The sequence below is a fragment of the Micromonospora sp. MA102 genome, from assembly GCF_025460765.1.
In the GTDB taxonomy this organism is placed as follows: Bacteria; Actinomycetota; Actinomycetes; order Mycobacteriales; family Micromonosporaceae; genus Micromonospora; species Micromonospora halotolerans.
The window spans coordinates 105,488-128,853 of the sequence record NZ_JAMWEG010000012.1; the positions used below are offsets into that span (position 1 = coordinate 105,488).

Consider the following 23,366-nt stretch of genomic DNA (forward strand, 5'->3'; position numbering starts at 1 on the left):
GGCTCACCCCACCAGCCAGTCGACCGCCCGCCGCCGGATCTCCGCCGGCACCTCGTGTCCGCCCGCGAACTCGGCGTACTCGGCCGGGTAGCCGAGGCCGTGCAGGCGGGGCACCAGCCGCCGGCTGCACACGTCGACCGGCAGGACCCGGTCGTCGGTGCCGTGCGAGACGAACAACCGGGGCCGGCCGTGGGTGACCAGCGGCGCGGCGAAGCCGGGGGAGAAGGCCAGCACGGCGTCGACCAGGTCGCCGTTGGTCAGGCCCAGGGAGAGGGCGTACGAGGCGCCGTCGGAGAAGCCGCCCACGGTGACGCCGGCCACCGGGTACGCGCGGAACGTCGCGGCCAGCAGCGCGTCGATCCGGGCCACGTCCGGGCCGTACCCGGCGGCGATCAGGTCCCAGGTGCTGGCGAGCGCCTGCGGGGCGAGCAGCAGCAGCCGGTGCGCGTCGGCCAGCGGCAGCAGCAGGTCGAGGCCCTGCCGGGCCGAGCCGCCGGCGCCGTGCAGCAGCAGCACCAGCCGGTACGGTCCCTCCCCGCCGGTCGGCACGTGGCGCAGCGCGGGCGGCCCGCCGGCCGGGTCGGTGACCTCGGCCGGACCCGTCGGGCCGGGGGCGGTCACCGTGGTGGGGCGGGCGGTCAGCCGGCCGTGCCGGTACCCCTCCTCGGGCTGCCGGTGCGGCGGCGCTGGTTCGGTCACCTCGCCCCCCTGTCGTCGGTCGGGTCGCGCGGCGGATACCCGCCTGCCGGCGGCGCAATCGCCTCCCGTGGTGCGCGACGGGCCGCTCAGGCGCTCTCGCGCGCCACCAGCGTCGAGGGGAACGCGGTCACCGGCGGCACCGGGCGGCCGTCCAGGACCGCGGTCGCGGCCGCGGTGGCGATCCGGGCCACCGGGTGGGTGGCGGTGGTCAGCGCCGGGCTGCTCACCGCCGCGTACGGGATGTCGTCGAACCCGGCCACCGCCACGTCGTGCGGCACCCCGAGCCCGCGCCCGCGCAGCGCGGCGATCACGCCCAGCGCGGTGGCGTCGCTGGCCGCGTAGATCGCGTCGGTGTCCGGCCAGCGGGTCAGCGCCTCCAGCGCCGCCCGGCCGCCCCGCGCGGCGGTGAAGTCGCCGTCGACCAGCCGCACCGGCAGCCCCGCCGCCCGCATCAGCCCCCGGTACGCGGTCACCGACCGCTCGGCGCAGCTCAGCCAGCGCGGTCCGGTGACCATGGCGATGCGGCGGTGGCCGCCGGCGTGCAGGTGGCGCAGCACGGCGTCGGCGCCGCCGGCGTTGTCCACGTCGAAGGAGGGGACGGACGGCGAGCCCGTGCCGATCGAGATGACCCGCCCCCGCAGCCGGGCCGGGACCGCGTCGAGCACCCGCGCGGTGGTGTTGACCAGCAGCACCCCGCAGACGCTCCGGTCGTCGCCGAGCCGGGGCAGCCCGGCCGGGGCGTCCAGCGGCAGCCACTCCAGCGCCACCCCCACCCCGTGCGGGGCGCACACCCGGGCCGCCGCGCTCACCAGCCGGTCCACGTACGGGTCGTCCAGCACGGTGGCGTCGGTGCCGGAGACCGCCACGACGAGGCGTACCCCGGCACCCCGGACCAGGGCCCGGGCTGTGGTGTTCGGCACGTAGCCGAGCCGGTCGGCGGCGGCGCCGACCCGATCCCGGGCGTCCACCGAGGCGAACCCGTAGCCGCCGAGCACCCGGGACGCGGTGGCCCGGGAGACCCCGGCCGCCCGGGCCACGTCGTCGAGGGTCGCCGGGCGGGTGGTCGGCGTCTCCATGTCTGGTCCTCCCCGTGCTGGCCGTTCTGTCGGCATCATGCCCCGCCGGGGCCGGCCGGGGTAAGGGGCGGGAGCGTTTGTGGTGGTAGCGCTCTCAGGTGTGCGATGGTCGTCGGACCAACCTGGGGGAGAGGACGACACCACGGTGAGCAGCACCATCGACGCGCCGGCCGACGCCGGCGCCACGACACCGCGGGCGGTCCTGGCCGCCCGCAACGGCGTGGCGGTCGTGTTCGCCCTCAACGGCTTGGCGGTGGCGACCTGGTTCGCCCGGGTGCCCGCGATCCGCGAGTCGCTCGGGCTCAGCGCCGGGCGGCTCGGCCTGCTGCTGCTGGCCATGTCGGCCGGCGCGCTGGTGGCCATGTCCACCGCCGGTCTGGTCACCCTGCGGCTCGGCCCGGCCCGCACCGTGGCGGCCTCGACCGTGCTGGTCGCGCTCGGTCTGACGGGCGCCGGCCTGTCGGCCAGCGTGGCCGGCTCGCTGATCGGCGTCGTGGTCGGGCTCTTCGCCGTGGGGTACGGCTCCGGCACCTGCGACGTGGCCATGAACGTCGAGGGCGCGGCCGTGGAGAAGCGGCTCGGCCGGACGATCATGCCCCGGTTCCACGCCGCCTGGAGTCTCGGCTCGGTCGCCGGCGCCGGGCTCGGCGCCGGGGCGGCCCGGCTGGGCGTACCGGTCGGCTGGCACCTGCCCGTGATCGCGGTGGTGGTCCTGGCCGGCACGCTGCTCGCCGCCCGCGCCTTCCTGCCCGCGCCGGCCGAGACGACCGGTCCGGCCGAGCCGGCCGCGCACCGGCGCGCGCTGCTGGCCACCTGGCGGGAGCCGCGCACCCTGCTCATCGGCCTGTTCGTGCTGGTGATGGCGTTCACCGAGGGCAGCGCCAACGACTGGCTGGCGGTGGCCTTCGTCGACGGGTACGGGGTGAGCGAGGCGGCCGGCGCCGCCGTCTTCGGGGTCTTCGTGGTCGGCATGACCCTCGGCCGGACCGCCGGCACCGTGGCGATCGACCGGTGGGGCCGGGTGCCGGTGCTGTTCGGCACCATCGCGCTGGCCGCCACCGGGGCCACCTGCGCCGTGCTGGCCGGCTCCGGGCCGCTCGCCGTGGCCGGCGTGGCGCTCTGGGGCGTCGGGGCGTCGCTCGGCTTCCCGGTCGGGATGAGCGCCGCCGCCGACGACGAGGACCGGGCGCCGACCCGGGTCAGCGTGGTCGCCATGATCGGCTACACCGCGTTCCTCGCCGGCCCGCCGCTGCTCGGCTTCCTCGGTGACCATCTGGGCATCCTCGACGCCCTCGGCGTGGTGCCGCTCCTGCTGCTGCCCACCCTCGCCCTGGTCCCGATCCTGCGCCCGCCGGCCCGCTGACCGGCGGCCCGGCACGCCGGCCGGCTCAGCGGACTTCCACCCGGTTTCCAGCCGGTTGCCAGGTACGGGTGCTGCACTGGGTGGGACGCCGAGGAGAGGAGGCGGGCATGGGCTGGTTCACCCGACGGGCCGCCGACCCGACGACCCCGACGAAGCTCGACCGCGAGGCGAACCGGGACGACCTGGCCGCGCTGGAGGCGTTCGTGACCAGCCGGCGCGGGGTGGAGTTCTACCTGGAGCCGGAGACCACCGCCACGGACACGACGGTGGTGGCCGTCGCCCACGACGGTGAGTGGATCCGGCGCCGCACCGGCACGCCCCGGGCCGCCGGGAAGATCGCCCAGAAGCACGCGGTCCCGCTCTACGAGGCCGCCCGCACCGGCTACCCGGAGCGGATGCGCGCCTGGAACCGGGCCCACCCGGAGCGGCGCGCCCGCTGACCTGGGCGTGGCTCAGCCGGCGCCGGCCAGCGCGGCCCGCGCCTCGGCCGGCCGCAGCGGTTCCTCGTGTGCCGAGACGTACCAGGCGAGGTCGTCGTCGAGCAGGCTCGCCGCGAGGGCCAGATCCGGCCCGTCCTCGGGCGTCCGCAGGTGCGCGGGCGGCGGGTACCAGCAGTCGCCGAGCAGCAGCACCCCGGAGTCCGGCACCCGCACCACCGCGGAGTCCGGCGCGTGCCGGCCGCCCACGTGCCGGACCACCACGCCGGTGGGCAGGGTCAGCTCGTCGGCGAAGGTGCGGGTGGGCGGGAGCACGGCGAAATCGTCCCAGGAGTCGACCGCCAGGGCCCGGGCCCGGAAGCTGTGCCCGAGGCGGGGGTTCTCGCGGACCTGCTCGCGCAGGTAGCGGTGACTCCACGGCCGGGCCGCCTCGGCGCGCAGCAGGGCCACCGCCGACTCGTGCCCGACGATCTCCACCTCGGGCCAGGCGCAGGCGCCCCAGACGTGGTCCCAGTGGTGGTGGGTGTAGACCAGCCAGCGCGGCTCCGGCAGCCCGGCCGCCGCCAGCGCGGCCCGGATCTCCCGGGCGTGGGCGGGGCTCTGGCCCGCGTCGACGATCACACTTCCGCGGTCGTCGGCGACCACCGCCACGGTCGGGCGGACCGCGAGCGGGTCGGGATCGCCGGGGAACAACCAGACCCGACCGTCGAGGTGTCGCAGCGTCACCGGCAATTCCTCCCCGCTCCGTGGCAACTCGTCCACGGTCGACCGCGATGCTATCCGTCGGCCGCCGTCCCGGGCCGTCCCGGCTGCGGCGACGCGATCGTCCGGGGGTGGCCGGCGGCCGCCGGAAACGCCCGCCACAGACCGTGGAAATACCGCCACTGCCATTGATTCACGTCATTGTGATCGGGCGGGAGAATGCTGCCGGTAGATCGACCACTGCGGATGTCGAGGGCCGGGCGGAGGCCGGGAGACCCGGCGTTGACCCGCGACGGGCGGCTGTGGCAGCATTCGCGGCCTGACGGCAGTGAAGGAAGCCGGTGCGATTCCGGCGCGGTCCCGCCACTGTCACCGGGGAGCGATCCCCCCTCGTGAGTCACGGCCGTGCGTGCGCGGTTGGAAGGCCGGGGGTGAGCGTTGATCCGGAAGCCAGGATACTTCGGCCGTCGGAGAGCCCCAGGGCGTGGACACCCGAGGAGGACCCGATGCACGGCATTTCCGCCATCGACGACGATCGTCGTTCCCGGCCGGCGCGCACCGACGCGCCGCTGACCGCTCAGCCCGCCGCCCCGCAGGCCGCCGTGCCGCGCGCCGGGCGGGCCCGCGCCGTCCGCCGCTGACCGTCCCGCCGGGTACCGCACCCGGCCGGGCGCCCCTGCCGACCCGCCGTCGGTGAGCCGTCCGCCCGGACCCGCGTACCCGCCGAACCCGCGCCCACCCCCGCCCGCCGCCGGCCCCGCCGTGCCGCCGGGCGTCACGCTCCGGAGCCGTCCGTGCGCATCCTGCTGCTCTCCACCGCCGACACCGACCTGCTCGCCGCCCGGGCGAGCCGCGCCGACTACCGGCTGGCCAACCCCGCCCGGGTCGCCGCCGACGCCGTGCCCGCGCTGCTCGACGGCGTCGACCTGGCCGTCGTACGTCTCCTCGGTGGCCGGCAGGCGTGGCCGGACGGCCTCGCCGCGGTGCTCGGCTCCGGCGTGCCCACGGTCGTGCTGGGCGGCGAGGCGGTGCCCGACGCGGAGCTGATGGCGGCGTCCACCGTGGCCGCCGGGGTGGCCGCCGAGGCGCTCGCCTACCTGGTCGAGGGCGGCCCCGAGAACCTCGCCGAGCTGGCGCGGTTCCTCTCCGACACGGTGCTGCTCACCGGCGAGGGCTTCGCCCCGCCCGCGCTCACCCCGCCGCACGGCATCCTCGGCGCCGACCCGGCGCCCGACGGCCGGCCGGTGGTCGGCATCGTGTTCTACCGGGCGCACGCCCTGGCCGGGAACACCGCCTTCGTCCAGACGCTCGCCGACGCCGTCACGGCGGCCGGCGGCCAGCCGCTGCCGGTGTTCTGCGGCTCGCTGCGCGGCCTCGCCCCGGGCGCCGGCCCGCTCGAGGAGTTCGCGCGCTGCGACGCCCTCGTGGTGACGGTGCTCGCGGCCGGCGGGACGGTCGCCGCGGACGCCTCCGGGGGCGGCGACGAGGACGCCTGGGACGTCGGCGCGCTCGCCGCCCTGGACGTGCCGATCGTCCAGGCGCTCTGCCTGACCAGCGACCGCGACCGGTGGGCGGCCAGCGACGCCGGACTGTCCCCGCTGGACGCCGCCATGCAGGTGGCCATCCCCGAGTTCGACGGCCGGATCGTCACGGTGCCGTTCTCGTTCAAGCGGATCGACGCCGACGGGCTCTCCGTCTACGAGCCGGACCCGGAGCGCGCCGCCCGGGTCGCCGGCATCGCCGTCCGGCAGGCCCGGCTGCGGCACGTGCCCAACGCCGACAAGCGCCTGGCCATCGTGCTCAGCTCGTACCCGACGAAGCACTCCCGGGTCGGCAACGCGGTCGGCCTGGACACCCCGGCCTCCGCGGTCCGGCTGCTCGCCGCCCTGGCCGGGGCCGGCTACCACCTGGGCGACGCCCCCGTGCCGGACGACGGGGACGCGCTGATCCACGCCCTGATCGCCGCCGGCGGGCACGACGTCGAGTGGCTCACCCCCGAACAGCTCGCCGCCGCGCGGGCGCGGGTGCCGGGGGAGACCTACCGGCGCTGGTTCGACGCGGTCCCCGCCCCGCTGCGGGAGCGGATGCGGGAGCACTGGGGGGAGCCGCCCGGCCGCCTCTACACCGACGGCGGTGACCTCGTCCTCGCCGGGCTGCGCTTCGGCAACGTGGCGCTGCTCATCCAGCCGCCCCGCGGCTTCGGCGAGAACCCCGTGGCCATCTATCACGACCCGGATCTGCCGCCCAGCCACCACTACCTGGCCGCGTACCGGTGGCTTGCCGCGCCGGTCGCCGACGGCGGCTTCGGCGCGGACGCCGTGGTCCACCTCGGCAAGCACGGCACCCTGGAATGGCTGCCCGGCAAGGGCCTCGGGCTGGCCGCCGACTGCGCCCCCGACGCGGTCCTCGGTGACCTGCCGCTGGTCTACCCGTTCATCGTCAACGACCCCGGCGAGGGCACCCAGGCCAAGCGCCGCGCGCACGCCGTGGTCGTCGACCACCTGGTGCCGCCGATGGCCCGCGCCGAGACGTACGGCGACCTGGCGAAACTCGAACAGCTGCTCGACGAGTACGCCACCGTGCAGGCCCTCGACCCGACCAAGGCGCCCACCGTGCAGCGGCAGATCTGGGAGCTCGTCCGCGCCGCCGAGCTGCACCACGACCTGCACCAGGCGGAGATGCCCGGCGCGGACGACTTCGACGACTTCGTGCTGCACCTCGACGGCTACCTCTGCGAGGTCAAGGACGTGCAGATCCGCGACGGCCTGCACATCCTCGCCGAGGCGCCCGCCGGGGAGGCCCGGGTCAACCTGGTCCTCGCCGTGCTGCGCGCGCCGCAGGTCTGGGGCGGCGCCCGCGTCCTGCCCGGGCTGCGCCAGGCTCTCGCCGCGCACGCCGGCCTGGACGAGGCGGAGCTGCTCGCCGCGCCCGGCGCGCGGATTGCCGTGCCGGCGGCGCTCACCGAGGCCGTCGACGGGCCGGCCGCCACCGCCGCCGACGCGGTCGACCTCATCGAGGCCCTGGCCCGCCGGCTCGTGCTCGGCATGGAGACCCTCGGCTGGGACGCCACCAAGGCCGGCGCGGTGGTCGAGGAGGTGGTCGGCGGGCCGGTGCCGAAGGCCGCCGAGGTGCTCGACTTCGCCGCCCGCGAGGTGGTGCCCCGGCTGGACCGGACCACCGACGAGATCGGCCGGGTGCTCGGCGCGCTCGACGGCCGGTTCGTGCCGCCCGGCCCGTCCGGCTCGCCCACCCGCGGGCTGGTCAACGTGCTCCCCACCGGCCGCAACTTCTACTCCGTCGACCCGAAGGCCATCCCCAGCCGCAACGCCTGGGACGTCGGGGTCGCCCTCGCCGATTCGCTGCTGGCCCGGCACCTCGCCGACACCGGGGCGTACCCGCGCTCGGTCGGGCTCACCGTCTGGGGCACCAGCGCCATGCGCACGCAGGGCGACGACATCGCCGAGGTGCTGGCGCTGCTCGGCGTCCGTCCGGTGTGGGACGACCGGTCCCGCCGCGTCACCGGCGTCGAGGTGGTGCCGCTGCCCGAACTGGGCCGCCCCCGGGTCGACGTCACGGTGCGCATCTCCGGCTTCTTCCGCGACGCCTTCCCGCACGTGGTGGCCCTCATCGACGACGCCGTCCGGCAGGTCGCCGCGCTCGACGAGCCGGCCGCCGACAACTACCTGAAGGCGCACGTCGACGCCGACGTCGCCGAGCACGGCGACGCACGCCGGGCCACCGCCCGCATCTTCGGCTCCAAGCCGGGGGCGTACGGGGCGGGGCTGCTGCCCCTCATCGACGCCCGGAACTGGCGCACCGACGCCGACCTGGCCGAGGTGTACGCCGTCTGGGGCGGCTACGCCTACGGGCCGGGGCTGGACGGGCGGGAGGCGCGCGCCGACATGGAACGCTCCTTCGCCCGGATCGCCGTCGCCGTGAAGAACCAGGACACCCGCGAGCACGACATCGTCGACTCCGACGACTACTTCCAGTACCACGGCGGGATGGTGGCCATGGTCCGCCACCTCACCGGCGGCTCCCCGGCCGCGTACGTGGGCGACTCGGCCATGCCGCACGACGTCCGCACCCGCACGCTCGGCGAGGAGACCCGCCGGGTGTTCCGCGCCCGGGTGGTCAACCCGCGCTGGATCGCCGCCATGCGCCGGCACGGCTACAAGGGCGCCTTCGAGCTGGCCGCCACCGTGGACTACCTGTTCGGCTACGACGCCACCGCCGGCGTCGTCGACGACTGGATGTACGAGCGGCTCGCCGAGGCGTACCTCTTCGACCCGGAGACCCGGGAGTTCCTGGAGCGGTCCAACCCGTGGGCGCTGCGCGGCATCGCCGAACGGCTGCTGGAGGCCGCCGACCGCGGACTGTGGGCCGCCCCCGAGCCGGTCACCCTCGACCGGCTGCACGAGACGTACCTGGCCAGCGAGGGCGACCTGGAGGACCGGCAATGACGTCGTACCCGTTCAGCGCGGTGCTCGGGATGGACGAGATGCGGCTCGCGCTGCTGCTCAACGCGGTCAGCCCGGCCATCGGCGGGGTGCTGGTCCGGGGCGAGAAGGGCACCGCCAAGTCCACCGCCGTGCGCGCCCTCGCCGGGCTGCTGCCCCCGGTCGACCGGGTCGCCGCCTGCCGCTTCGCCTGCGACCCGGCCGCGCCCGACCCGGGCTGCCCGGACGGGCCGCACCCGGCCGGGTCGGCGGCCGAGCGCCGCCCGGCCCGCCTGGTCGAGCTGCCGGTGGGCGCCGCCGAGGACCGGGTGGTCGGCTCGCTCGACCTGGAAAAGGCCCTCGCCGAGGGGGTACGCGCCTACGAGCCCGGCCTGCTCGCCGCCGCCCACCGCGGCGTGCTCTACGTCGACGAGGTCAACCTGCTCCACGACCACCTGGTCGACCTGCTCCTGGACGCCGCGGCGATGGGCCGCTGCCACGTGGAGCGGGAGGGCGTGTCGGTCAGCCACGCCGCCCGGTTCCTGCTGGTCGGCACCATGAACCCGGAGGAGGGGGAGCTGCGCCCGCAGCTGCTCGACCGGTTCGGGCTCACCGTCGAGGTGGCCGCCAGCCGCGACCCCGCCGTACGCGCCGAGGTGGTCCGCCGCCGCCTCGCCGCCGACGCCGACCCGGCCGGTTTCGCCGCGGGCTGGGCCGGGACGGACGCCGAGGTGGCCCGCCGGGTCGCCGCCGCCCGGCGCCGGCTGCCCGGTGTGGCGCTGCCCGACGCGGCGCTGCGGCAGATCGCCGAGGTCTGCGCCGCGTTCGACGTGGACGGCATGCGCGCCGACATCGTCACGGCCCGCACCGCCGTGGCGCACGCCGCCTGGCAGGGCCGGGAGCGGGTGGCCGCCGAGGACGTCCGGGTCGCCGCCCGCCTGGCCCTGCCGCACCGCCGCCGCCGGGACCCGTTCGACACCCCGGGGCTGGACGAGCAGCGCCTGGACGAGGCGCTGCGCCGCGCCCGCGAGCAGCACCCCGACGACGACCCGGACGGCGGCGGCCCGGACGGCGGGCCCGGCGGTGGGCCGGAGCCGGACCGCGGGCCGGACTCCGCCGGCGGGCCCGGCGCGACCGGGGCGGACCCCGACGGTCCCGGCCGGCCGGCCCGCGGGAAGGGCGGCGCCGGTGGTCGGGACCGGTCCGGGTCGTCCGACGCCGCGGGACGCCCCGGGCCGGCGGACGACGGGCGGGGCGCTGCCGGCCGCGACGGCCGCTGGCCGGCCAACGGCCGCGCCGACGGAACGGACCGGGACGACCGGTCCGGCGACGGTGCCGACGGGACGGGCCGGGACGACCGGTCCGGCGGCGACCGCGCCGGTGGGACGGGCCACGACGACCCTGCCGCCGATTCGGATCCGTCCGGCCACCCGGCCGACGACGGGAGCGGCGGTGGCGACGACGCCGACGGCACGCCGTCCGGTGGCGGCCACCGGGAGCGGCCGCACGCCCGACGGTTCCGCCCCGGCGGCGGGCCGGGGGACCCGGACCATGTGGAGGGAGGGACCGTGGCCGTACCCGACCGGGGGCTGCGCGCCCGGCTGCTCACCGCGCCCGGCGTGGGCGAGGGCGTGCCCGGCCGGCGCTCCCGGGCCCGCACCGGGCGGGGCCGCACCACCGGTGCCCGGGTGCCCGCCGGCCCGGCCGGGGCGCTGCACCTCCCGGCCACCGTCCGGGCCGCCGCCCCGCACCAGGCCGCCCGCGGCCGGGCCGGCGGGCCGCTGCGGCTGCGCCCGTCCGACGTGCGCGAGGCGGTCCGCGAGGGACGCGAGGGCAACCTCGTCCTCTTCGTGGTCGACGCCAGCGGGTCGATGGGCGCCCACCGGCGGATGGCCGCCGTCAAGGGCGCCGTGCTGGCCCTGCTCACCGACGCGTACCAGCGGCGGGACAAGGTGGCCGTGGTCGCCTTCCGGGGCGCCGGGGCACAGACCCTGCTGCCGGCCACCTCCTCGGTGCTCGCCGCCTCGGTCCGGCTGGCCGAGCTGCCCACCGGCGGGCGTACCCCCCTCGCGGAGGGGCTGCTCGCCGCGGCCGACCTGCTCCGGCTGGAGCGGCTGCGCGACCCGAAGCGCCGCCCCCTGGTGCTGGTGGTCACCGACGGCCGCGCCACCGCCGGCCCCCGCCCGCTCGACCGGGCCGCCCGCGCCGCCGCGGTGCTCGCCGCCACCGGCGCACCCTGCGTCGTCGTCGACTGCGAGTCCGGCCCGGTCCGCCTGCACCTGGCCCGCCGGCTCGCCGCCCAACTGCACGCCCCGCACCACCACCTCGCCGACGTGGCCAGTGACCCGCTCGTCGGCCTCACCACGAGGAGCGCCGCCTGATGCCGCAGGGGAAGCCGACCCACGTGCCCGCCGACGGGCTGACCACCCGGCAGCGGCGGCACCGGCCGCTGCTGATCGTGCACACCGGACAGATGAAGGGGAAGTCGACCGCCGCGTTCGGGCTGGCGCTGCGCGCCTGGACCGCCGGGCTGCCGATCGGCGTCTTCCAGTTCGTCAAGAGCGCCAAGTGGCGGGTGGGGGAGGAGAACGCCTTCCGGGCCCTCGGCGAGGTGCACGGGCGCACCGGGCAGGGCGCGCCGGTCACCTGGCACAAGATGGGCGAGGGCTGGTCCTGGATCCAGCGCGGCGGGGCGGCCGACCACGCCGAGGACGCCCGCGAGGGGTGGCGGCAGATCCGGCGCGACCTGGCCGCCGAGCGCTACGGGCTCTACGTGCTCGACGAGTTCACGTACCCGATGAAGTGGGGTTGGGTCGACGTGGACGAGGTCGTCGCCACCCTGCGCGACCGGCCCGGCTTCCAGCACGTGGTGATCACCGGGCGGGACGCGGACCCGCGGCTGGTCGAGGCGGCCGACCTGGTCGCCGAGCTGACCAAGGTCAAGCACCCGATGGATGCCGGTCAGAAGGGCCAGAAGGGCATCGAATGGTGAAGCCCTGGGCGCTGCCCCGGCTGGTCGTCGCCGCCCCGGCCAGCGGACACGGCAAGACCACCGTGGCCACCGGGCTGCTCGCCGCGCTGCGCCGCCGCGGCCTGACGGTCAGCCCGCACAAGGTCGGCCCCGACTACATCGATCCCGGCTACCACGCGCTCGCGGCCGGCCGCCCCGGCCGCAACCTCGACCCCTGGCTGGTCGGCCCGGAGCGGATCGCCCCGCTGCTGCGCCACGGCGCCGGCGTGCCCACCCCGGCCGACGTGGCCGTGGTGGAGGGGGTGATGGGGCTGCACGACGGCGCGGTCGGCCACGGCGGATACGCCTCCACGGCCCACGTGGCCCGGCTCATCGAGGCGCCGGTGCTGCTGGTGCTCGACACCACGGCGCAGGGCCGGTCCGCCGCCGCGCTGGTGCTCGGGATGCGCGCGTTCGACCCGGCCGTACGCATCGGCGGGGTGGTCCTCAACCGGGTCGGCTCGCCCCGGCACGAGACGCTGCTGCGCGACGCCCTCGCCGAGGTGAACGTGCCGGTGCTCGGCGCGGTGACCCGGGCCGCCGAGGTGGCCGCGCCGTCCCGCCATCTCGGGCTGGTGCCGGTCGCCGAACGCGCGCCGGAGTCGGTCGCCGTGGTGGCCGCCCTCGCCGACCTGGTCGAGTCCACCGTGGACCTCGACGCGGTGCTGGGGCTGGCCCGCACCGCGCCGCCGCTCACCGCGCCCGCCTGGGATCCCGCCGCCGTGGTCGGCGGCCCCGCCGGCACCGCCCGCCCGGTCGTCGCGGTGGCCGGCGGGGCGGCGTTCACCTTCTCGTACGCGGAGACCGCCGAACTGCTCACCGCGGCCGGCGCGGACGTGGTGACCCTCGACCCGCTGCGCGACGCGGCCCTGCCGCCCGGCACCCGGGCCGTGGTGCTCGGCGGCGGCTTCCCCGAGCTGCACGCCGACGCCCTGGCCGGCAACACCGCGCTCCGCGCCGAGCTGGCCGGCTTCGACGGCCCGGTGGTCGCCGAGTGCGCCGGGCTGCTCTACCTCGGCCGCTCCCTCGACGGGGTGCCGATGTGCGGGCGGCTCGACCACACCGCCCGGATGACCGGCCGGCTCACCCTCGGCTACCGCGACGCGGTGGCGGCCGCTGACTCCCCGGCGCACCGCGCCGGCGACCCGGTACGCGGACACGAGTTCCACCGCACCGTCACCGACCCCGGGCACGGCGACCGTCCCGCCTGGCACTGGGACGGCGCCCCGCACGGCTTTGTCACCGGCCGGGTGCACGCGTCCTACCTGCACACCCACTGGGCCGGGCACCCGGCGGCGGCCCGCCGGCTGGTCGAGGCGGCGAGCCGGTGACCCCGCCCGCCGCCGTGCTGACCGGGATCGGGGTCGGACCCGGCGACCCGGAACTGCTGACGCTCCGGGCCGCGCGACTGCTGGGCGAGGCGGACCTGGTGTTCGTACCCGTGCTGGACCGGCTCGCCGCGGACCCGGACGCGCCCGCCGGGCGGGCCGAGACCACCGTGCGGGCGCACGTGCCCGCGGACCGGCTGCGCCGGCTGCCGTTCGCCCTGGACGACCGGGGCGGGGTGACCGTCCGCCGGGAGCGGGCCTGGGACGCCGCGGCGGCGGCCGTGGTGGCCGCCGTCGACGCCGGCGCCCGGTCGGTCGCCTTCGCCACCATCGGCGACCCCAATGTCTACTCGACATTCGGCTACCTGGCCGACGGCGTCCGGGCCCGGCGACCCGGGGTCGCGGTGCGGACCGTGCCCGGCATCACCGCCATGCAGGACCTGGCCGCCCGCGCCGGGGTGGCGCTCTGCGAGGGCCGGGAACCGCTCACCCTGCTGCCCGCCACGGCCGGCCTCACGCCCGTCGCCGACGCGCTCGCCGGCCCCGGGACCGTCGTCGTCTACAAGGGCTGGCGCCGCCACCCTGACCTGGTCGACGAGCTGCGCCGGCAGGGCCGGCTGGGCGACGCCGTGCTGGGCCGGGCGCTGGGCCTGCCCGGCGAGCGGATCGGGCCGGTGGACGCCGGCGCCGGCGACCTGCCCTACCTGTCGACGCTGTTGGTCCCGGCCCGCCGGGACGGCCGGGGAGGAAAACTGTGACCACCACCGGCAAGGTCTGGTTCGTCGGGGCCGGCCCCGGCGCGGCCGACCTGCTCACCCTGCGGGCCGCCCGCGTCATCGCCGAGGCCGACGTCGTGATCTGGGCGGCCAGCCTCGTGCACGCCGACGTGCTGGCCCACGCCCGCCCGGACGCCGAGATCGTCGACTCCTCCCAGCTGCCCATCGAGGGCGTCCGGCCGCTGTACGAGCGGGCCGCCGCCGACGGGCTGACCGTGGCCCGGATCCACTCCGGCGACCCGGCCCTGTGGGGCGCCGTGCAGGAACAGCTCGACAGGTGCCGGGACCTCGGTTTGGCCGTCGAGGTGGTGCCCGGGGTGTCCTCGTTCACCGCGGTCGCCGCGCTGGTCGGCCGGGAGCTGACCATTCCCGAGGTGGCCCAGTCGGTGATCCTCACCCGCCTGGAGGGCGGCAAGACGCCGATGCCACCCGGCGAGCGGGTCCGCGAGTTCGCCCGGCACGGCACCACCATGGCGCTGTTCCTCTCCGCCGCCCGCTCCGGGCAGGCCCAGGCGGAGCTGCTGGCCGGTGGCTATCCGCCGGAGACGCCGGTGGTGGTCGCGTACCAGGCGACCTGGCCGGACGAGCTGGTCGTCCGGTGCACGCTGGGCGAGCTGGAGGCCACCGTCAAGGCGCACCGGCTGTGGAAGCACACCCTGTTCCTGGTCGGGCCGGCGCTCGCCGCCAGCGGCACCCGCTCGCACCTCTACCACCCGGGGCACTTCCACACCTACCGGCGGGCCGAGCCGGGCGCCCGCGCCGCGCTGCGCCGTGCCCGCGCCGACCGGCCCGGCGATCCAGCCGGGGACGGCCGGTGACGTACGCCGAGCCGCCGCTGCGCGAGCCGGACCTGCCGCGCACGGCGAAGGTCCGGCCCGCCGCGCTGCGTACCGGCTGGACCACCGGCGCGTGCGCCACGGCGGCGACCAAGGCGGCGCTGACCGCGCTGGTCACCGGCGAGCCGCAGCGCCAGGTGGAGATCGGCCTGCCGGCCGGCCGGCGGGTCACCTTCGCGGTGGCCCGCTGCGACCTCGACCCGTCCCGCCGGGCGGAGGCCGTCGTGGTCAAGGACGCCGGCGACGACCCCGACGTCACCCACGGCGCCGAGCTGACCGCCACGGTCACCTGGCGGGACGAGCCGGGGCTGCGCCTCGACGGCGGGCCGGGCGTCGGCACGGTCACCCGGCCGGGGCTCGGCCTGGCGGTGGGTGGCCCGGCCATCAACGAGACCCCGCGCCGCATGATCGGCCAGGCCGTCGCCGAGGTGGTCGACCTCGGCGAGACCGGCGTCCGCGTCGTGATCAGCGTGCCGCGCGGCGAGATCATGGCCCGCAAGACCACCAACCGGCGGCTCGGCATCCTCGGCGGCATCTCCATCCTCGGCACCACCGGGATCGTCCGGCCGTTCTCCACCGCCTCCTGGCGGGCCAGCGTGGTGCAGGCCGTGCACGTGATGGCCGCCCAGGGGGAGCGGACCGTGGTGCTCTGCACCGGCGGGCGGACCGAGCGGGCGGCCCGGGCGCTGCTGCCGGAGCTGCCCGAGGTGTGCTTCGTCGAGGTCGGCGACTTCACCGGCGCGGCCGTCACGGCGGCCGTCGGGGACGGGATGACCGGGGTGGTCTTCGTCGGCATGGCCGGCAAGCTGGCCAAGCTCGCCGCCGGCATCCTGATGACCCACTACACCCGGTCCAAGGTGGACCTGTCGCTGCTGGGGGCGGTCACCGCCGAGGCCGGCGGCGGCCCGGACCTGGTCGCCGCCGTCACCGCCGCCAACACCGGCCGGCACGCGTACGAGCTGTGGGCGGCCGCCGGGCTGCTCGGCCCGGCCGGGGACCTGCTCTGCCACCGGGTCCGGGCGGTGCTGCGCCGCTTCGCCGAGCACGCGGTCAGCGTCGACGTGGCCATGGTGGACTTCGCCGGCGACCGGGTGGTCGCCTCCTCCGGGCGGTGGGCCGCGTGACCCCGACCGTGCTCGTGGCGGGCATCGACGCCGCCGGCCGTCCGGCGCACCCCGCGCTCGTCGAGGCGCTGGCCGGCGCCGGGCTGGTCGTCGGCGCGGCCCGGCACCTGGCCGCCGTGCCCGTGCCGCCCGGCTGCCCCACGGTCGTCCTCGGCCCGCTCGCCCCCGCCCTGGACCGGCTCGCCGCCGCCGTCGCCGCCGGCACGCCCGCGGTGGTGCTGGCCAGCGGCGACCCCGGCTTCTTCGGCATCGTCCGCCGGCTCCGGGCCGCCGGCCTGCCGCTGCGGGTGCTGCCCGCGGTCTCCAGCGTCGCCGCCGCGTTCGCCCGCGCCGGGCTGCCCTGGGACGGCGCCGCCGTGGTCACCGCGCACGGCCGCGACCCGCGCCCCGCGCTCAACGCCTGCCGGGCGCTGCCCGCCGTCGCGGTGCTCACCGCCCCCGGCGCGGGCGCGGCCGAGCTGGGCGCCGGACTGGCCGGCTGGGACCGCCGCCTGGTCGTCGCCGAGCACCTCGGCGCCCCCGACGAGCGGGTCACCTGGACCACCCCGGCCGGGGCCGCCGCGACGGCCTGGACCGACCCGCACGTCGTGCTCAGCCTCGCCCCGGCGACCGCGCCGGCCGTGATGCGCGCCGACGACCAGCCCGCCGCCGCGCCGCCCGGGGGGTGGGCGCTGCCCGAGTCCGCGTACGCCCACCGGGACTCGATGATCACCAAGGCCGAGGTGCGGGCCCTCGTGGTGGCCCGGCTGCGGCCCCGCCTGGGCCGGCTCGTCTGGGACGTCGGCGCGGGCAGCGGCTCGGTCGGCATCGAGTGCGCGCTGCTCGGCGCGGCGGTGCTCGCCGTCGAACGCGACCCGGACGCGCCGATCCGGGCCAACGCCGCCCGCCACGGTGTCGACGTCCGGGTGGTGACCGGCACGGCCCCGGCGGCCCTGGCCGGGCTGCCCGACCCGGACGCGGTCTTCGTGGGCGGGGGCGGCGTGGACGTGCTCGCCGCGGTGGCCGACCGCCGCCCGCCCCGGGTGGTGGTCACCCTGGCCGCCCTCGACCGGGTCGCGCCGGCCGTGCACCTGCTGCGCGCCGCCGGCTACGCGGTCGACGGCTGCCAGCTCGCCGCCGCCCGCCTCGCCGACCTGCCCGGCGGCTCGCTGCGCCTGGCCGCCACCAACCCGGTCGTCGTCCTCACCGCGGAACACCGATGACCGTCCACCCGGAGGAACCCGTGACCACACCCTCGGACCTGTCCACAGGGGACCCCCGCGCCGCCGGAGGCGTCGACAGGGAGCCGCTCATTGTCGGACTCGTGGCGGCGACCGCCGCCGGGCGGCGGCACGCGCGTACCGTCGCCGCGGCCTGGCCGCACGCCCGGCTCGTGGAGGCGGGGAGCGCCGCCGACGCGCTGCGGGCCGCCTGGCGGGAGTGCGACGCGGTGGTCGCCTTCCTGGCCACCGGCGCGGTGGTCCGCATCCTCGCCCCGCTGCTCGGGGACAAGCACACCGACCCGGCCGTGGTGGTCGTCGACGAGGCGGCCCGGCACGCCGTGGCCCTGCTCGGCGGGCACGCCGGCGGCGCCAACGACCTCGCCACCGAGGTGGGCGCGCTGCTCGACGCCCGGCCGGTGGTCACCACCGCCACCGACGCGGTCGGCCTACCCGGGTTGGACACCCTCGGCTGGCCGGTGGAGGGCGCGGTGGCCGCGGTGTCCCGGGCGCTCCTCGACGGCGAGCCGGTCCGGCTGGTCGCCGACGCCACGTGGCCGCTGCCCGCCCTGCCCGCGCACGTCCACGTCGAGGTTGCGCGCCCGCCGACCGGCTCGCGCACAGCGCTGGCCGCCGCGGCGCCCATCGCCGGGACGCCTGACGTCGACGACGGTGCCGCCGACGCTGGTGACGGCGGCGGTGCGGACGGCTGGCGGATCCTGGTCACCGACCGGATCGTCCCGGTCGACGGGCGGACCGTGGTGCTCCGGCCGCCGTCCCTGGTCGCCGGGGTCGGGTCCAGTCGGGGTGTGCCCGCCGCCGAGGTGACCGACCTGCTGCGCCGGGCGCTCGCCGACGCCGGCCTCAGCCCGGCCAGCCTGCGCTGCTTGGCCAGCGTGGACCTCAAGGCCGACGAGGCGGGCATCCGGGCGGCCGCAGAGGCGTACGGCGTGCCCCTGGAGACGTGGCCCGCGGCGGACCTGGCGGCGGTCGACGTGCCGCACCCCAGCGAGGTGGTCCGCGCCGCGGTCGGCACGCCGAGCGTCGCGGAGGCCTCGGCACTGCGCGGCGGCGGCACGCTGCTGGTGCCGAAGACCGCCTCGGCGATGGCCACCGTCGCGGTGGCCCGGCACGCCCCGCGCGGCCGGCTCGCGCTGGTCGGCCTCGGCCCGGGCGCGGCCGACCTGCGCACCCCGCGGGCGGTGGCCGAGCTGCGCCGGGCCGCCGTGGTGGTGGGCCTGGACCAGTACGTCGACCAGGTCCGTGGCCTGCTCCGCCCCGGCACGCGGGTGCTGGCCAGCGGGCTCGGCGCGGAGGAGGCGCGGGCCCGGGCCGCCGTCGCCGAGGCCACCGCCGGTCACGCGGTCGCTCTGGTCGGCTCCGGCGACGCCGGGGTGTACGCGATGGCCAGCCCCGCCCTGGAGTACGCCGACGACCGGATCGACGTGGTCGGTGTGCCCGGGGTGACCGCCGGGCTCGCCGCGTCCGCGCTGCTCGGGGCGCCGCTGGGGCACGACCACGTCTACCTGAGCCTGTCCGACCTGCACACCCCGTGGGAGGTGATCGCGGGCCGGATCGCCGCCGCGGCCGGCGGCGACCTGGTGGCGCTGCTCTACAACCCGCGCAGCCGCACCCGTGACTGGCAGCTCGGCGCGGCGTTGGACGCCTTCGCGGCGCACCGCCCGCCGGACACCCCGGTCGGCGTGGTGCGCAACGCCAGCCGCCCCGGCGAGCGGGTGCACCTGGCCACCCTGGCCACCCTCGACCCGGCCCTTGTCGACATGTACAGCGTGGTGGTGGTCGGCAGCTCGCAGACGTGGGTGGTCGCCGGCCGGATGGTGACGCCCCGGGGGTACCGGTGGCGGTCGTGACCATCGGCGCCTGCCAGGGCTGCGGCGCCTGCCTGCTCACCTGCCCGACGCACGCCATCCGCCCCACCCCCGCCGGCCTGCGCGTCACCGACCGCTGCACCGGCTGCCTCGAATGCCTGGAGATCTGCCCCGTGGACGCGATCCGCGTCGACCCCGAACCCGGAGGAGAGCGATGACCTCGACCCCGACCGCCGTCCCCACCATCGGCCGCTGGAGCCGCGTCGAACGGGCCCGCCTGGGCGGCATCGTGTGCGCGGTCGCCGCGCTGCACGTGGCCGGCGTGACCCTCTACCTGTACTGGAACCACCAGCCGGCGGCGGCCGGCGGGCTGGCCGGCGCCGGCACCCTGGCCTACGTGCTGGGGGTGCGGCACGCCTTCGACGCCGACCACATCGCCGCCATCGACGACACCACCCGGCTCATGCTGCTGCGCGGCCGGCGGCCGGTCGGCGTCGGCTTCTTCTTCGCCCTCGGGCACAGCGCCGTGGTGCTGCTGCTCGCCCTCGTGGTCGGGCTCGCCTCCACCCGGCTGACCGGTGACCGGATGGCCGGCGTCCGCGAGGTCGGCGCGACCGTCGCGATCGTCACGGCGACCGGCTTCCTGCTGCTCGTGGCGGCCCTCAACGCGGTGGTGCTGGCCGGGCTGGCCCGGCTCTGGCGGCGGCTGCGCGCCGGCGCGCTGGACGAGACCGAGCTGGACCTCCTGCTGCTCAACCGGGGGCTGATGCACCGGATCCTCGGGGCGCGGGCCCGCACCCTGGTCCGCTCCTCCTGGCACATGGCCCCGGTCGGTTTCCTCTTCGGGCTCGGCCTGGAGACGGCCAGCGAGGTGACCCTGCTGGCGCTGTCGGCGAGCACCGCCGCGGCCGGCGGGCTGCCCGTGCTGGCGCTGCTCACCCTGCCGCTGCTCTTCGCCGCCGGGATGTCCGCCATGGACACCGCCGACAGCCTGCTGATGAGCCGCGCCTACTCCTGGGCGTACCGGCAACCGGCCCGGCGGCTCTGGTACAACCTGGCCACCACCACCATGACCGTGCTGGTCGGCGGCCTGGTCGCCAGCGTCTACCTGGCCGGGCTGCTCGCCGACCACCTCGGGGTCACCGTCCTGGCCGGGTACGCCTCGACCGCCGACCACTTCGAGCAGCTCGGCTACGCCGTGGTGGGCCTCTTCGCCCTCGCCTGGGGCGGCGCCGTGCTGCTCTGGCGGCTGCGCGGCCACGACCGCCGCTACGGGCAGGCCGCCTCGTGAGCGTGAGGAGTGAGCCGGGTCTGCGAGCCCCGCAGTCGCGAACGGAGATCCGCTCGTGAGCCGGACCGTGCACCCGATCGAGGCGGAGTCCTACCGGATCCTGCGCGGGCGGGTCGACCTGTCGCACCTGCCGCCGCTGACCCGGGCGGTCACCGAGCGGGTGGTGCACGCCAGCGCCGACCTTGACTACGTCGCCGACCTGGTCTGCGACGAGGACGGCCTGGCCGCCGGGCTGGCCGCGCTGCGGGCCGGCGCGCCGATCGTGACCGACGTGTGGATGGTCGCGGCCGGCATCACCCGGGCCGGGCGGGAGATCGTCTGCCCGGTCGCCGAGCCGGCCGCCGCCGAGCTGGGCCGCGCCGCCAGCATCACCCGCTCGGCCGCCGCGGTGCGGATCGCGTCCGACCGGGTGGGTCCGGGCGCGGTCTGGGTGGTCGGCTGCGCCCCCACCGCGCTCGTCGAGCTGATCGCGCTCGACGCGGCCCCGGCCCTGGTGGTCGGCCTGCCGGTCGGCTTCGTGGGCGCGGCCGAGTCCAAGGCGGCGCTGCGGGCCAGCGGCCTGCCCGCCGTGTCCAACGTGGGCGAGAAGGGCGGCTCCGCGGTGGCCGCCGCCGCCCTCAACGCCCTGCTGTATCTGGAGGAGAAGTGAAGGACCGGACCCCGCTGCTGATCGTCGGGCACGGCACCCGCAGCGCCGCCGGCGTCGCCCAGTTCGCCGCGCTGGTGGAACGGATCCGCCGCCGGGGCGCGGTCGCCGACGTCGAGGGCGGCTTCATCGAGCTGTCCCGCCCGCCGCTGACCGACGCCGTCGGCGCGCTCGCCGGCCGTGGCCACCGGTCCGTCGTGGCGCTGCCGCTGGTGCTGGCCGCCGCCGGGCACGGCAAGGGGGACATCCCCGCCGCCCTCGCCCGGGAGAAGGAGCGCCACCCCGGCCTGCGGTACGCCTACGGGCGGCCGCTCGGGCCGCACCCGCTGCTCCAGGAGACGCTCGCGCGGCGGATCGACGCGGCGCTCGACGGGGCCGACCGGGCCGGCACGTGGGTGGCCCTGGTCGGGCGCGGCTCCACCGACCCGGACGCCAACGCCGAGGTGACCAAGGTGGCCCGGCTGCTCTGGGAGGGGCGCGGCTACGCCGGGGTGGAACCCGGCTTCGTCTCGCTCGCCGAGCCGTCCGTGCCGGCCGTGCTGGAGCGGCTGCGGCGGCTCGGCGCCCGGCGGATCGTGGTCGCCCCGTACTTCCTCTTCGCCGGGGTGCTGCCGGACCGGATCGTGGCGCAGAGCCGGGAGTTCGCCGCCGACCATCCCGGACTGGACGTGCGGATGGCCGAGGTGATCGGGGATTGTGATCCCCTCGCCGACCTGGTCCTGGAGCGGCACGCCGAGGCGCTGCGCGGGGACATCCGGATGAACTGCGACACCTGCGCGTACCGGGTGGCGCTGCCCGGGTTCGCCGACAAGGTGGGCCGGCCGCAGACCCCGCACCACCACCCCGACGACCCGGCCGACGGGCACGGCCACCACCATCACCACCACCATGCCGGCCACCACGACGAGCCGGCGCTGCGTCCCGGACAGGTGGCCGTGGTGGGCGGCGGGCCCGGCCCGGACGACCTGATCACCGTACGCGGCCGGGCGCTGCTCGACGCCGCGGACGTGGTGGTGGCCGACCGGCTCGCCCCGGCCGGGCTGCTGCGCCGGCTGCGCCCCGGCGTGCTCGTGGTGGACGCCGCCAAGGTGCCCCGCGGCCCGTCGATGGCCCAGGACACCATCAACGACACGCTGATCGCGCACGCCCGCGCCGGGCGCCGGGTGGTCCGGCTCAAGGGCGGCGACCCGTACGTCTTCGGCCGGGGCCACGAGGAGGTCCTCGCCTGTGCCGCGGCCGGGGTGGAGACGGTGCTCGTGCCGGGGGTGAGCAGCGCGGTGGCCGCGCCCGCCCTGGCCGGGGTGCCGGTGACCCACCGGGGCGTGGCGCACGAGGTCACCGTGGTGTCCGGGCACCTGCCGCCCGGGCATCCCGATTCCCTGGTGGACTGGGCCGCGCTGGCCCGGGCCCGGGGCACGCTGGTGCTGCTCATGGCGGTGGACACCGTCGGGCGGATCGCCGCCGAACTGCTCGCCCATGGGCGGGCGCCGGAGACGCCGGTGCTGGTGGTCCGCGACGCCGGACACCCGGAGCAGTGGTCGGCCCGCTGCCGGCTGGACGAGGTCGGCGCGCTCGCCGACCGCGCCGAGGTCCGGCCGCCGGCGGTCTTCGTGGTCGGAGCGGTGGTGGGGCTCGCCGCCGATCCCGCTTCGGCGCCTGCCGCGACCGGGCGGGCGCCTGCCGCGACCCACCCGGCGACTGCCGCCGTCTCGGCTCGGGGGTGATGTGCGGGTCCGGCGGATCAGCCGGTGACGGCGCGGGCCAGCACGTAGCCGAGGGTGGCCGCGGCGAGGCCGGCCGCGATGCTGCCCAGCACGTTGGCCAGGGCGTGGCCGCGATGGCCGCCGCGGTGCAGCCGCAGGGTCTCGTAGCTCAGGGTGGACCAGGTGGTCAGCGCGCCGCAGAAGCCGGTGCCGAGCAGGGCGGTCACCGCGGGGGAGGCGGGCACGGCGGCCACCGCGCCGAGCACCAGCGACCCGACCACGTTGACCGTCAGCGTGCCCCAGGGGAACGGGGAGCCGTGCCGGGCCTGCACGGCCCGGTCGGTCAGGTAGCGCAGCGGCGCGCCCACCGCCGCCCCGAGCGCGATCAGCAGGACGGTCACCGGCCCGCCCCGCCCCGCGCCCGGGCCAGCACCCGGCCGGCCACCGCGTCCCCGGCCGCGACCGCCAGCAACGCCCCGGCCAGGGTTGCCGCCACGTACGCGAGCGCGGTGCCCGGCGCCCCGGCGGCGATCGCCCGCTGGGCGTCCACGGCGTACGTGGAGAAGGTGGTGAAGCCGCCGAGCACGCCGACGCCGAGGAACGGCCGGACCAGCGGCCCGGCCGGGCGGGCGGTGAGCACCGCCATGAGCGCGCCGATCAGCAGGCAGCCGGTGAGGTTGATGCCGAAGGTGGCCCACGGGAAGCCGGTGGGCGGGTGCGGGAACGCGGCCTGGAGCCCGGCCCGGCCCAGCGCGCCGAGCACCCCGCCGGCGGCGATGACCCCGAGCACCGCCGCCGGGTGGGCGGGCAGCTCCCGCCGGTCGGCGGGGACGCGCAGGTCGACGTCGGGGTCGACGCGGAACTCGGACGGTCCGGTCACGGTGCCTCCCACCAGGACGCGCAGCACT

18 protein-coding genes, 3 pseudogenes and 1 riboswitch are annotated in these 23,366 nt (G+C 77.8%); of the genes and pseudogenes, 16 read left to right on the forward strand and 5 right to left on the reverse strand.

What is annotated here, in order from left to right; genetic code table 11:
- Positions 1 to 3: 3 nt before the first annotated feature.
- Together NFX44_RS22995 and NFX44_RS23000 are read right to left on the reverse strand one after the other, a co-directional pair.
- Positions 4 to 699, reverse strand: coding sequence for an alpha/beta hydrolase (locus tag NFX44_RS22995; protein WP_262285656.1), 696 nt, complete (start codon positions 697 to 699; stop codon positions 4 to 6).
- Positions 700 to 785: 86 nt separating this feature from the next.
- Complete coding sequence (locus NFX44_RS23000) at positions 786 to 1,775, reverse strand: LacI family DNA-binding transcriptional regulator (protein ID WP_262285657.1); 990 nt, start codon at positions 1,773 to 1,775, stop codon at positions 786 to 788.
- Positions 1,776 to 1,920: 145 nt separating this feature from the next.
- Here NFX44_RS23000 and NFX44_RS23005 point away from each other — a divergent pair, with 145 nt between their 5' ends.
- Together NFX44_RS23005 and NFX44_RS23010 are read left to right on the forward strand one after the other, a co-directional pair.
- The gene (locus NFX44_RS23005) at positions 1,921 to 3,138 is read left to right on the forward strand and encodes a sugar MFS transporter (protein WP_262285658.1); all 1,218 of its coding nucleotides are present in this window, start codon (positions 1,921 to 1,923) and stop codon (positions 3,136 to 3,138) included.
- Positions 3,139 to 3,245: 107 nt separating this feature from the next.
- Positions 3,246 to 3,578, forward strand: coding sequence for a hypothetical protein (locus NFX44_RS23010; RefSeq protein WP_262285659.1), 333 nt, complete (start codon positions 3,246 to 3,248; stop codon positions 3,576 to 3,578).
- 12 nt (positions 3,579 to 3,590) lie between these two features.
- Here NFX44_RS23010 and NFX44_RS23015 read toward each other — a convergent pair whose 3' ends face one another.
- Positions 3,591 to 4,301, reverse strand: coding sequence for an MBL fold metallo-hydrolase (locus NFX44_RS23015; RefSeq protein WP_262285660.1), 711 nt, complete (start codon positions 4,299 to 4,301; stop codon positions 3,591 to 3,593).
- A 307-nt stretch (positions 4,302 to 4,608) separates the two neighbouring features.
- A riboswitch (cobalamin riboswitch) is annotated at positions 4,609 to 4,738 on the forward strand.
- A gap of 45 nt (positions 4,739 to 4,783) precedes the next feature.
- On the opposite strand from NFX44_RS23015, the gene NFX44_RS23020 reads away from it, so the two are divergent.
- The 14 genes and pseudogenes from NFX44_RS23020 to cobA all read left to right on the forward strand — a co-directional run bounded on the left by NFX44_RS23020 (position 4,784) and on the right by cobA (position 22,479).
- A complete protein-coding gene (locus tag NFX44_RS23020) occupies positions 4,784 to 4,918 on the forward strand; it encodes a hypothetical protein (RefSeq protein ID WP_262285661.1) in 135 nt (44 codons plus the stop codon).
- 153 nt (positions 4,919 to 5,071) lie between these two features.
- Positions 5,072 to 8,740, forward strand: coding sequence for a cobaltochelatase subunit CobN (gene cobN / locus NFX44_RS23025; protein ID WP_262285662.1), 3,669 nt, complete (start codon positions 5,072 to 5,074; stop codon positions 8,738 to 8,740).
- A 5-nt stretch (positions 8,741 to 8,745) separates the two neighbouring features.
- Positions 8,746 to 11,097 (forward strand): annotated as a pseudogene (locus NFX44_RS23030) (VWA domain-containing protein); the annotation flags it as partial.
- Positions 11,097 to 11,708, forward strand: coding sequence for a cob(I)yrinic acid a,c-diamide adenosyltransferase (cobO, locus tag NFX44_RS23035; protein WP_262285663.1), 612 nt, complete (start codon positions 11,097 to 11,099; stop codon positions 11,706 to 11,708). The pseudogene NFX44_RS23030 and the gene cobO, both read left to right, overlap by 1 nt.
- Positions 11,702 to 13,057, forward strand: a complete 1,356-nt coding sequence (locus NFX44_RS23040; RefSeq protein ID WP_262285664.1) for a cobyrinate a,c-diamide synthase — start codon at positions 11,702 to 11,704, stop codon at positions 13,055 to 13,057. Before cobO ends, NFX44_RS23040 begins: the two co-directional genes overlap by 7 nt.
- On the forward strand, positions 13,054 to 13,812 hold the full coding sequence (gene cobI, locus NFX44_RS23045; protein ID WP_262285665.1) for a precorrin-2 C(20)-methyltransferase: 759 nt from the start codon (positions 13,054 to 13,056) through the stop codon (positions 13,810 to 13,812). Before NFX44_RS23040 ends, cobI begins: the two co-directional genes overlap by 4 nt.
- Entirely contained in the window at positions 13,809 to 14,648 is an 840-nt protein-coding gene (gene cobM, locus NFX44_RS23050; RefSeq protein WP_262285666.1) for a precorrin-4 C(11)-methyltransferase, read from the forward strand. The genes cobI and cobM overlap by 4 nt, the downstream gene beginning before the upstream one ends.
- Positions 14,645 to 15,790 (forward strand): cobalt-precorrin-5B (C(1))-methyltransferase, encoded by a 1,146-nt coding sequence (locus NFX44_RS23055; protein ID WP_262285667.1) that lies wholly within the window; start codon positions 14,645 to 14,647, stop codon positions 15,788 to 15,790. Before cobM ends, NFX44_RS23055 begins: the two co-directional genes overlap by 4 nt.
- 2 nt (positions 15,791 to 15,792) lie before the next feature.
- A pseudogene (gene cbiE / locus NFX44_RS23060) lies at positions 15,793 to 16,992 on the forward strand (precorrin-6y C5,15-methyltransferase (decarboxylating) subunit CbiE); the annotation flags it as partial.
- Positions 16,993 to 17,081: 89 nt separating this feature from the next.
- Positions 17,082 to 18,860, forward strand: coding sequence for a precorrin-3B C(17)-methyltransferase (gene cobJ, locus NFX44_RS23065; protein WP_262285728.1), 1,779 nt, complete (start codon positions 17,082 to 17,084; stop codon positions 18,858 to 18,860).
- Positions 18,848 to 19,006, forward strand: a pseudogene (locus tag NFX44_RS23070) (4Fe-4S binding protein); the annotation flags it as partial. The gene cobJ and the pseudogene NFX44_RS23070, both read left to right, overlap by 13 nt.
- Before the next feature lie 26 nt (positions 19,007 to 19,032).
- Positions 19,033 to 20,109: a HoxN/HupN/NixA family nickel/cobalt transporter gene (locus NFX44_RS23075; protein WP_262285668.1), complete on the forward strand. Its 1,077-nt coding sequence runs from the start codon at positions 19,033 to 19,035 to the stop codon at positions 20,107 to 20,109.
- Between the two features lie 55 nt (positions 20,110 to 20,164).
- On the forward strand, positions 20,165 to 20,758 hold the full coding sequence (locus NFX44_RS23080; protein WP_262285669.1) for a precorrin-8X methylmutase: 594 nt from the start codon (positions 20,165 to 20,167) through the stop codon (positions 20,756 to 20,758).
- Positions 20,755 to 22,479: a uroporphyrinogen-III C-methyltransferase gene (gene cobA / locus NFX44_RS23085; protein WP_262285670.1), complete on the forward strand. Its 1,725-nt coding sequence runs from the start codon at positions 20,755 to 20,757 to the stop codon at positions 22,477 to 22,479. Before NFX44_RS23080 ends, cobA begins: the two co-directional genes overlap by 4 nt.
- 17 nt (positions 22,480 to 22,496) lie before the next feature.
- Here cobA and crcB read toward each other — a convergent pair whose 3' ends face one another.
- Positions 22,497 to 22,859, reverse strand: coding sequence for a fluoride efflux transporter CrcB (gene crcB, locus NFX44_RS23090; protein WP_262285671.1), 363 nt, complete (start codon positions 22,857 to 22,859; stop codon positions 22,497 to 22,499).
- Positions 22,856 to 23,350 carry a CrcB family protein gene (locus tag NFX44_RS23095; protein WP_262285729.1) on the reverse strand — a complete coding sequence of 165 codons (495 nt, stop codon included), beginning with the start codon at positions 23,348 to 23,350 and terminating at the stop codon, positions 22,856 to 22,858. Before NFX44_RS23095 ends, crcB begins: the two co-directional genes overlap by 4 nt.
- Positions 23,351 to 23,366 lie beyond the last annotated feature (16 nt).

What these genes read in the sequence shown, in the direction of transcription:
- NFX44_RS23075 (WP_262285668.1), top strand. Translation starts at nt 19,033, where the DNA reads ATGACCTCGACCCCGACCGCCGTCCCCACCATCGGCCGCTGGAGCCGC.
- NFX44_RS23040 (WP_262285664.1), top strand. Translation starts at nt 11,702, where the DNA reads ATGGTGAAGCCCTGGGCGCTGCCCCGGCTGGTCGTCGCCGCCCCGGCC.
- NFX44_RS23010 (WP_262285659.1), top strand. Translation starts at nt 3,246, where the DNA reads ATGGGCTGGTTCACCCGACGGGCCGCCGACCCGACGACCCCGACGAAG.
- NFX44_RS23000 (WP_262285657.1), bottom strand. Translation starts at nt 1,775, where the DNA reads ATGGAGACGCCGACCACCCGCCCGGCGACCCTCGACGACGTGGCCCGG.
- cobO (WP_262285663.1), top strand. Translation starts at nt 11,097, where the DNA reads ATGCCGCAGGGGAAGCCGACCCACGTGCCCGCCGACGGGCTGACCACC.
- NFX44_RS23020 (WP_262285661.1), top strand. Translation starts at nt 4,784, where the DNA reads ATGCACGGCATTTCCGCCATCGACGACGATCGTCGTTCCCGGCCGGCG.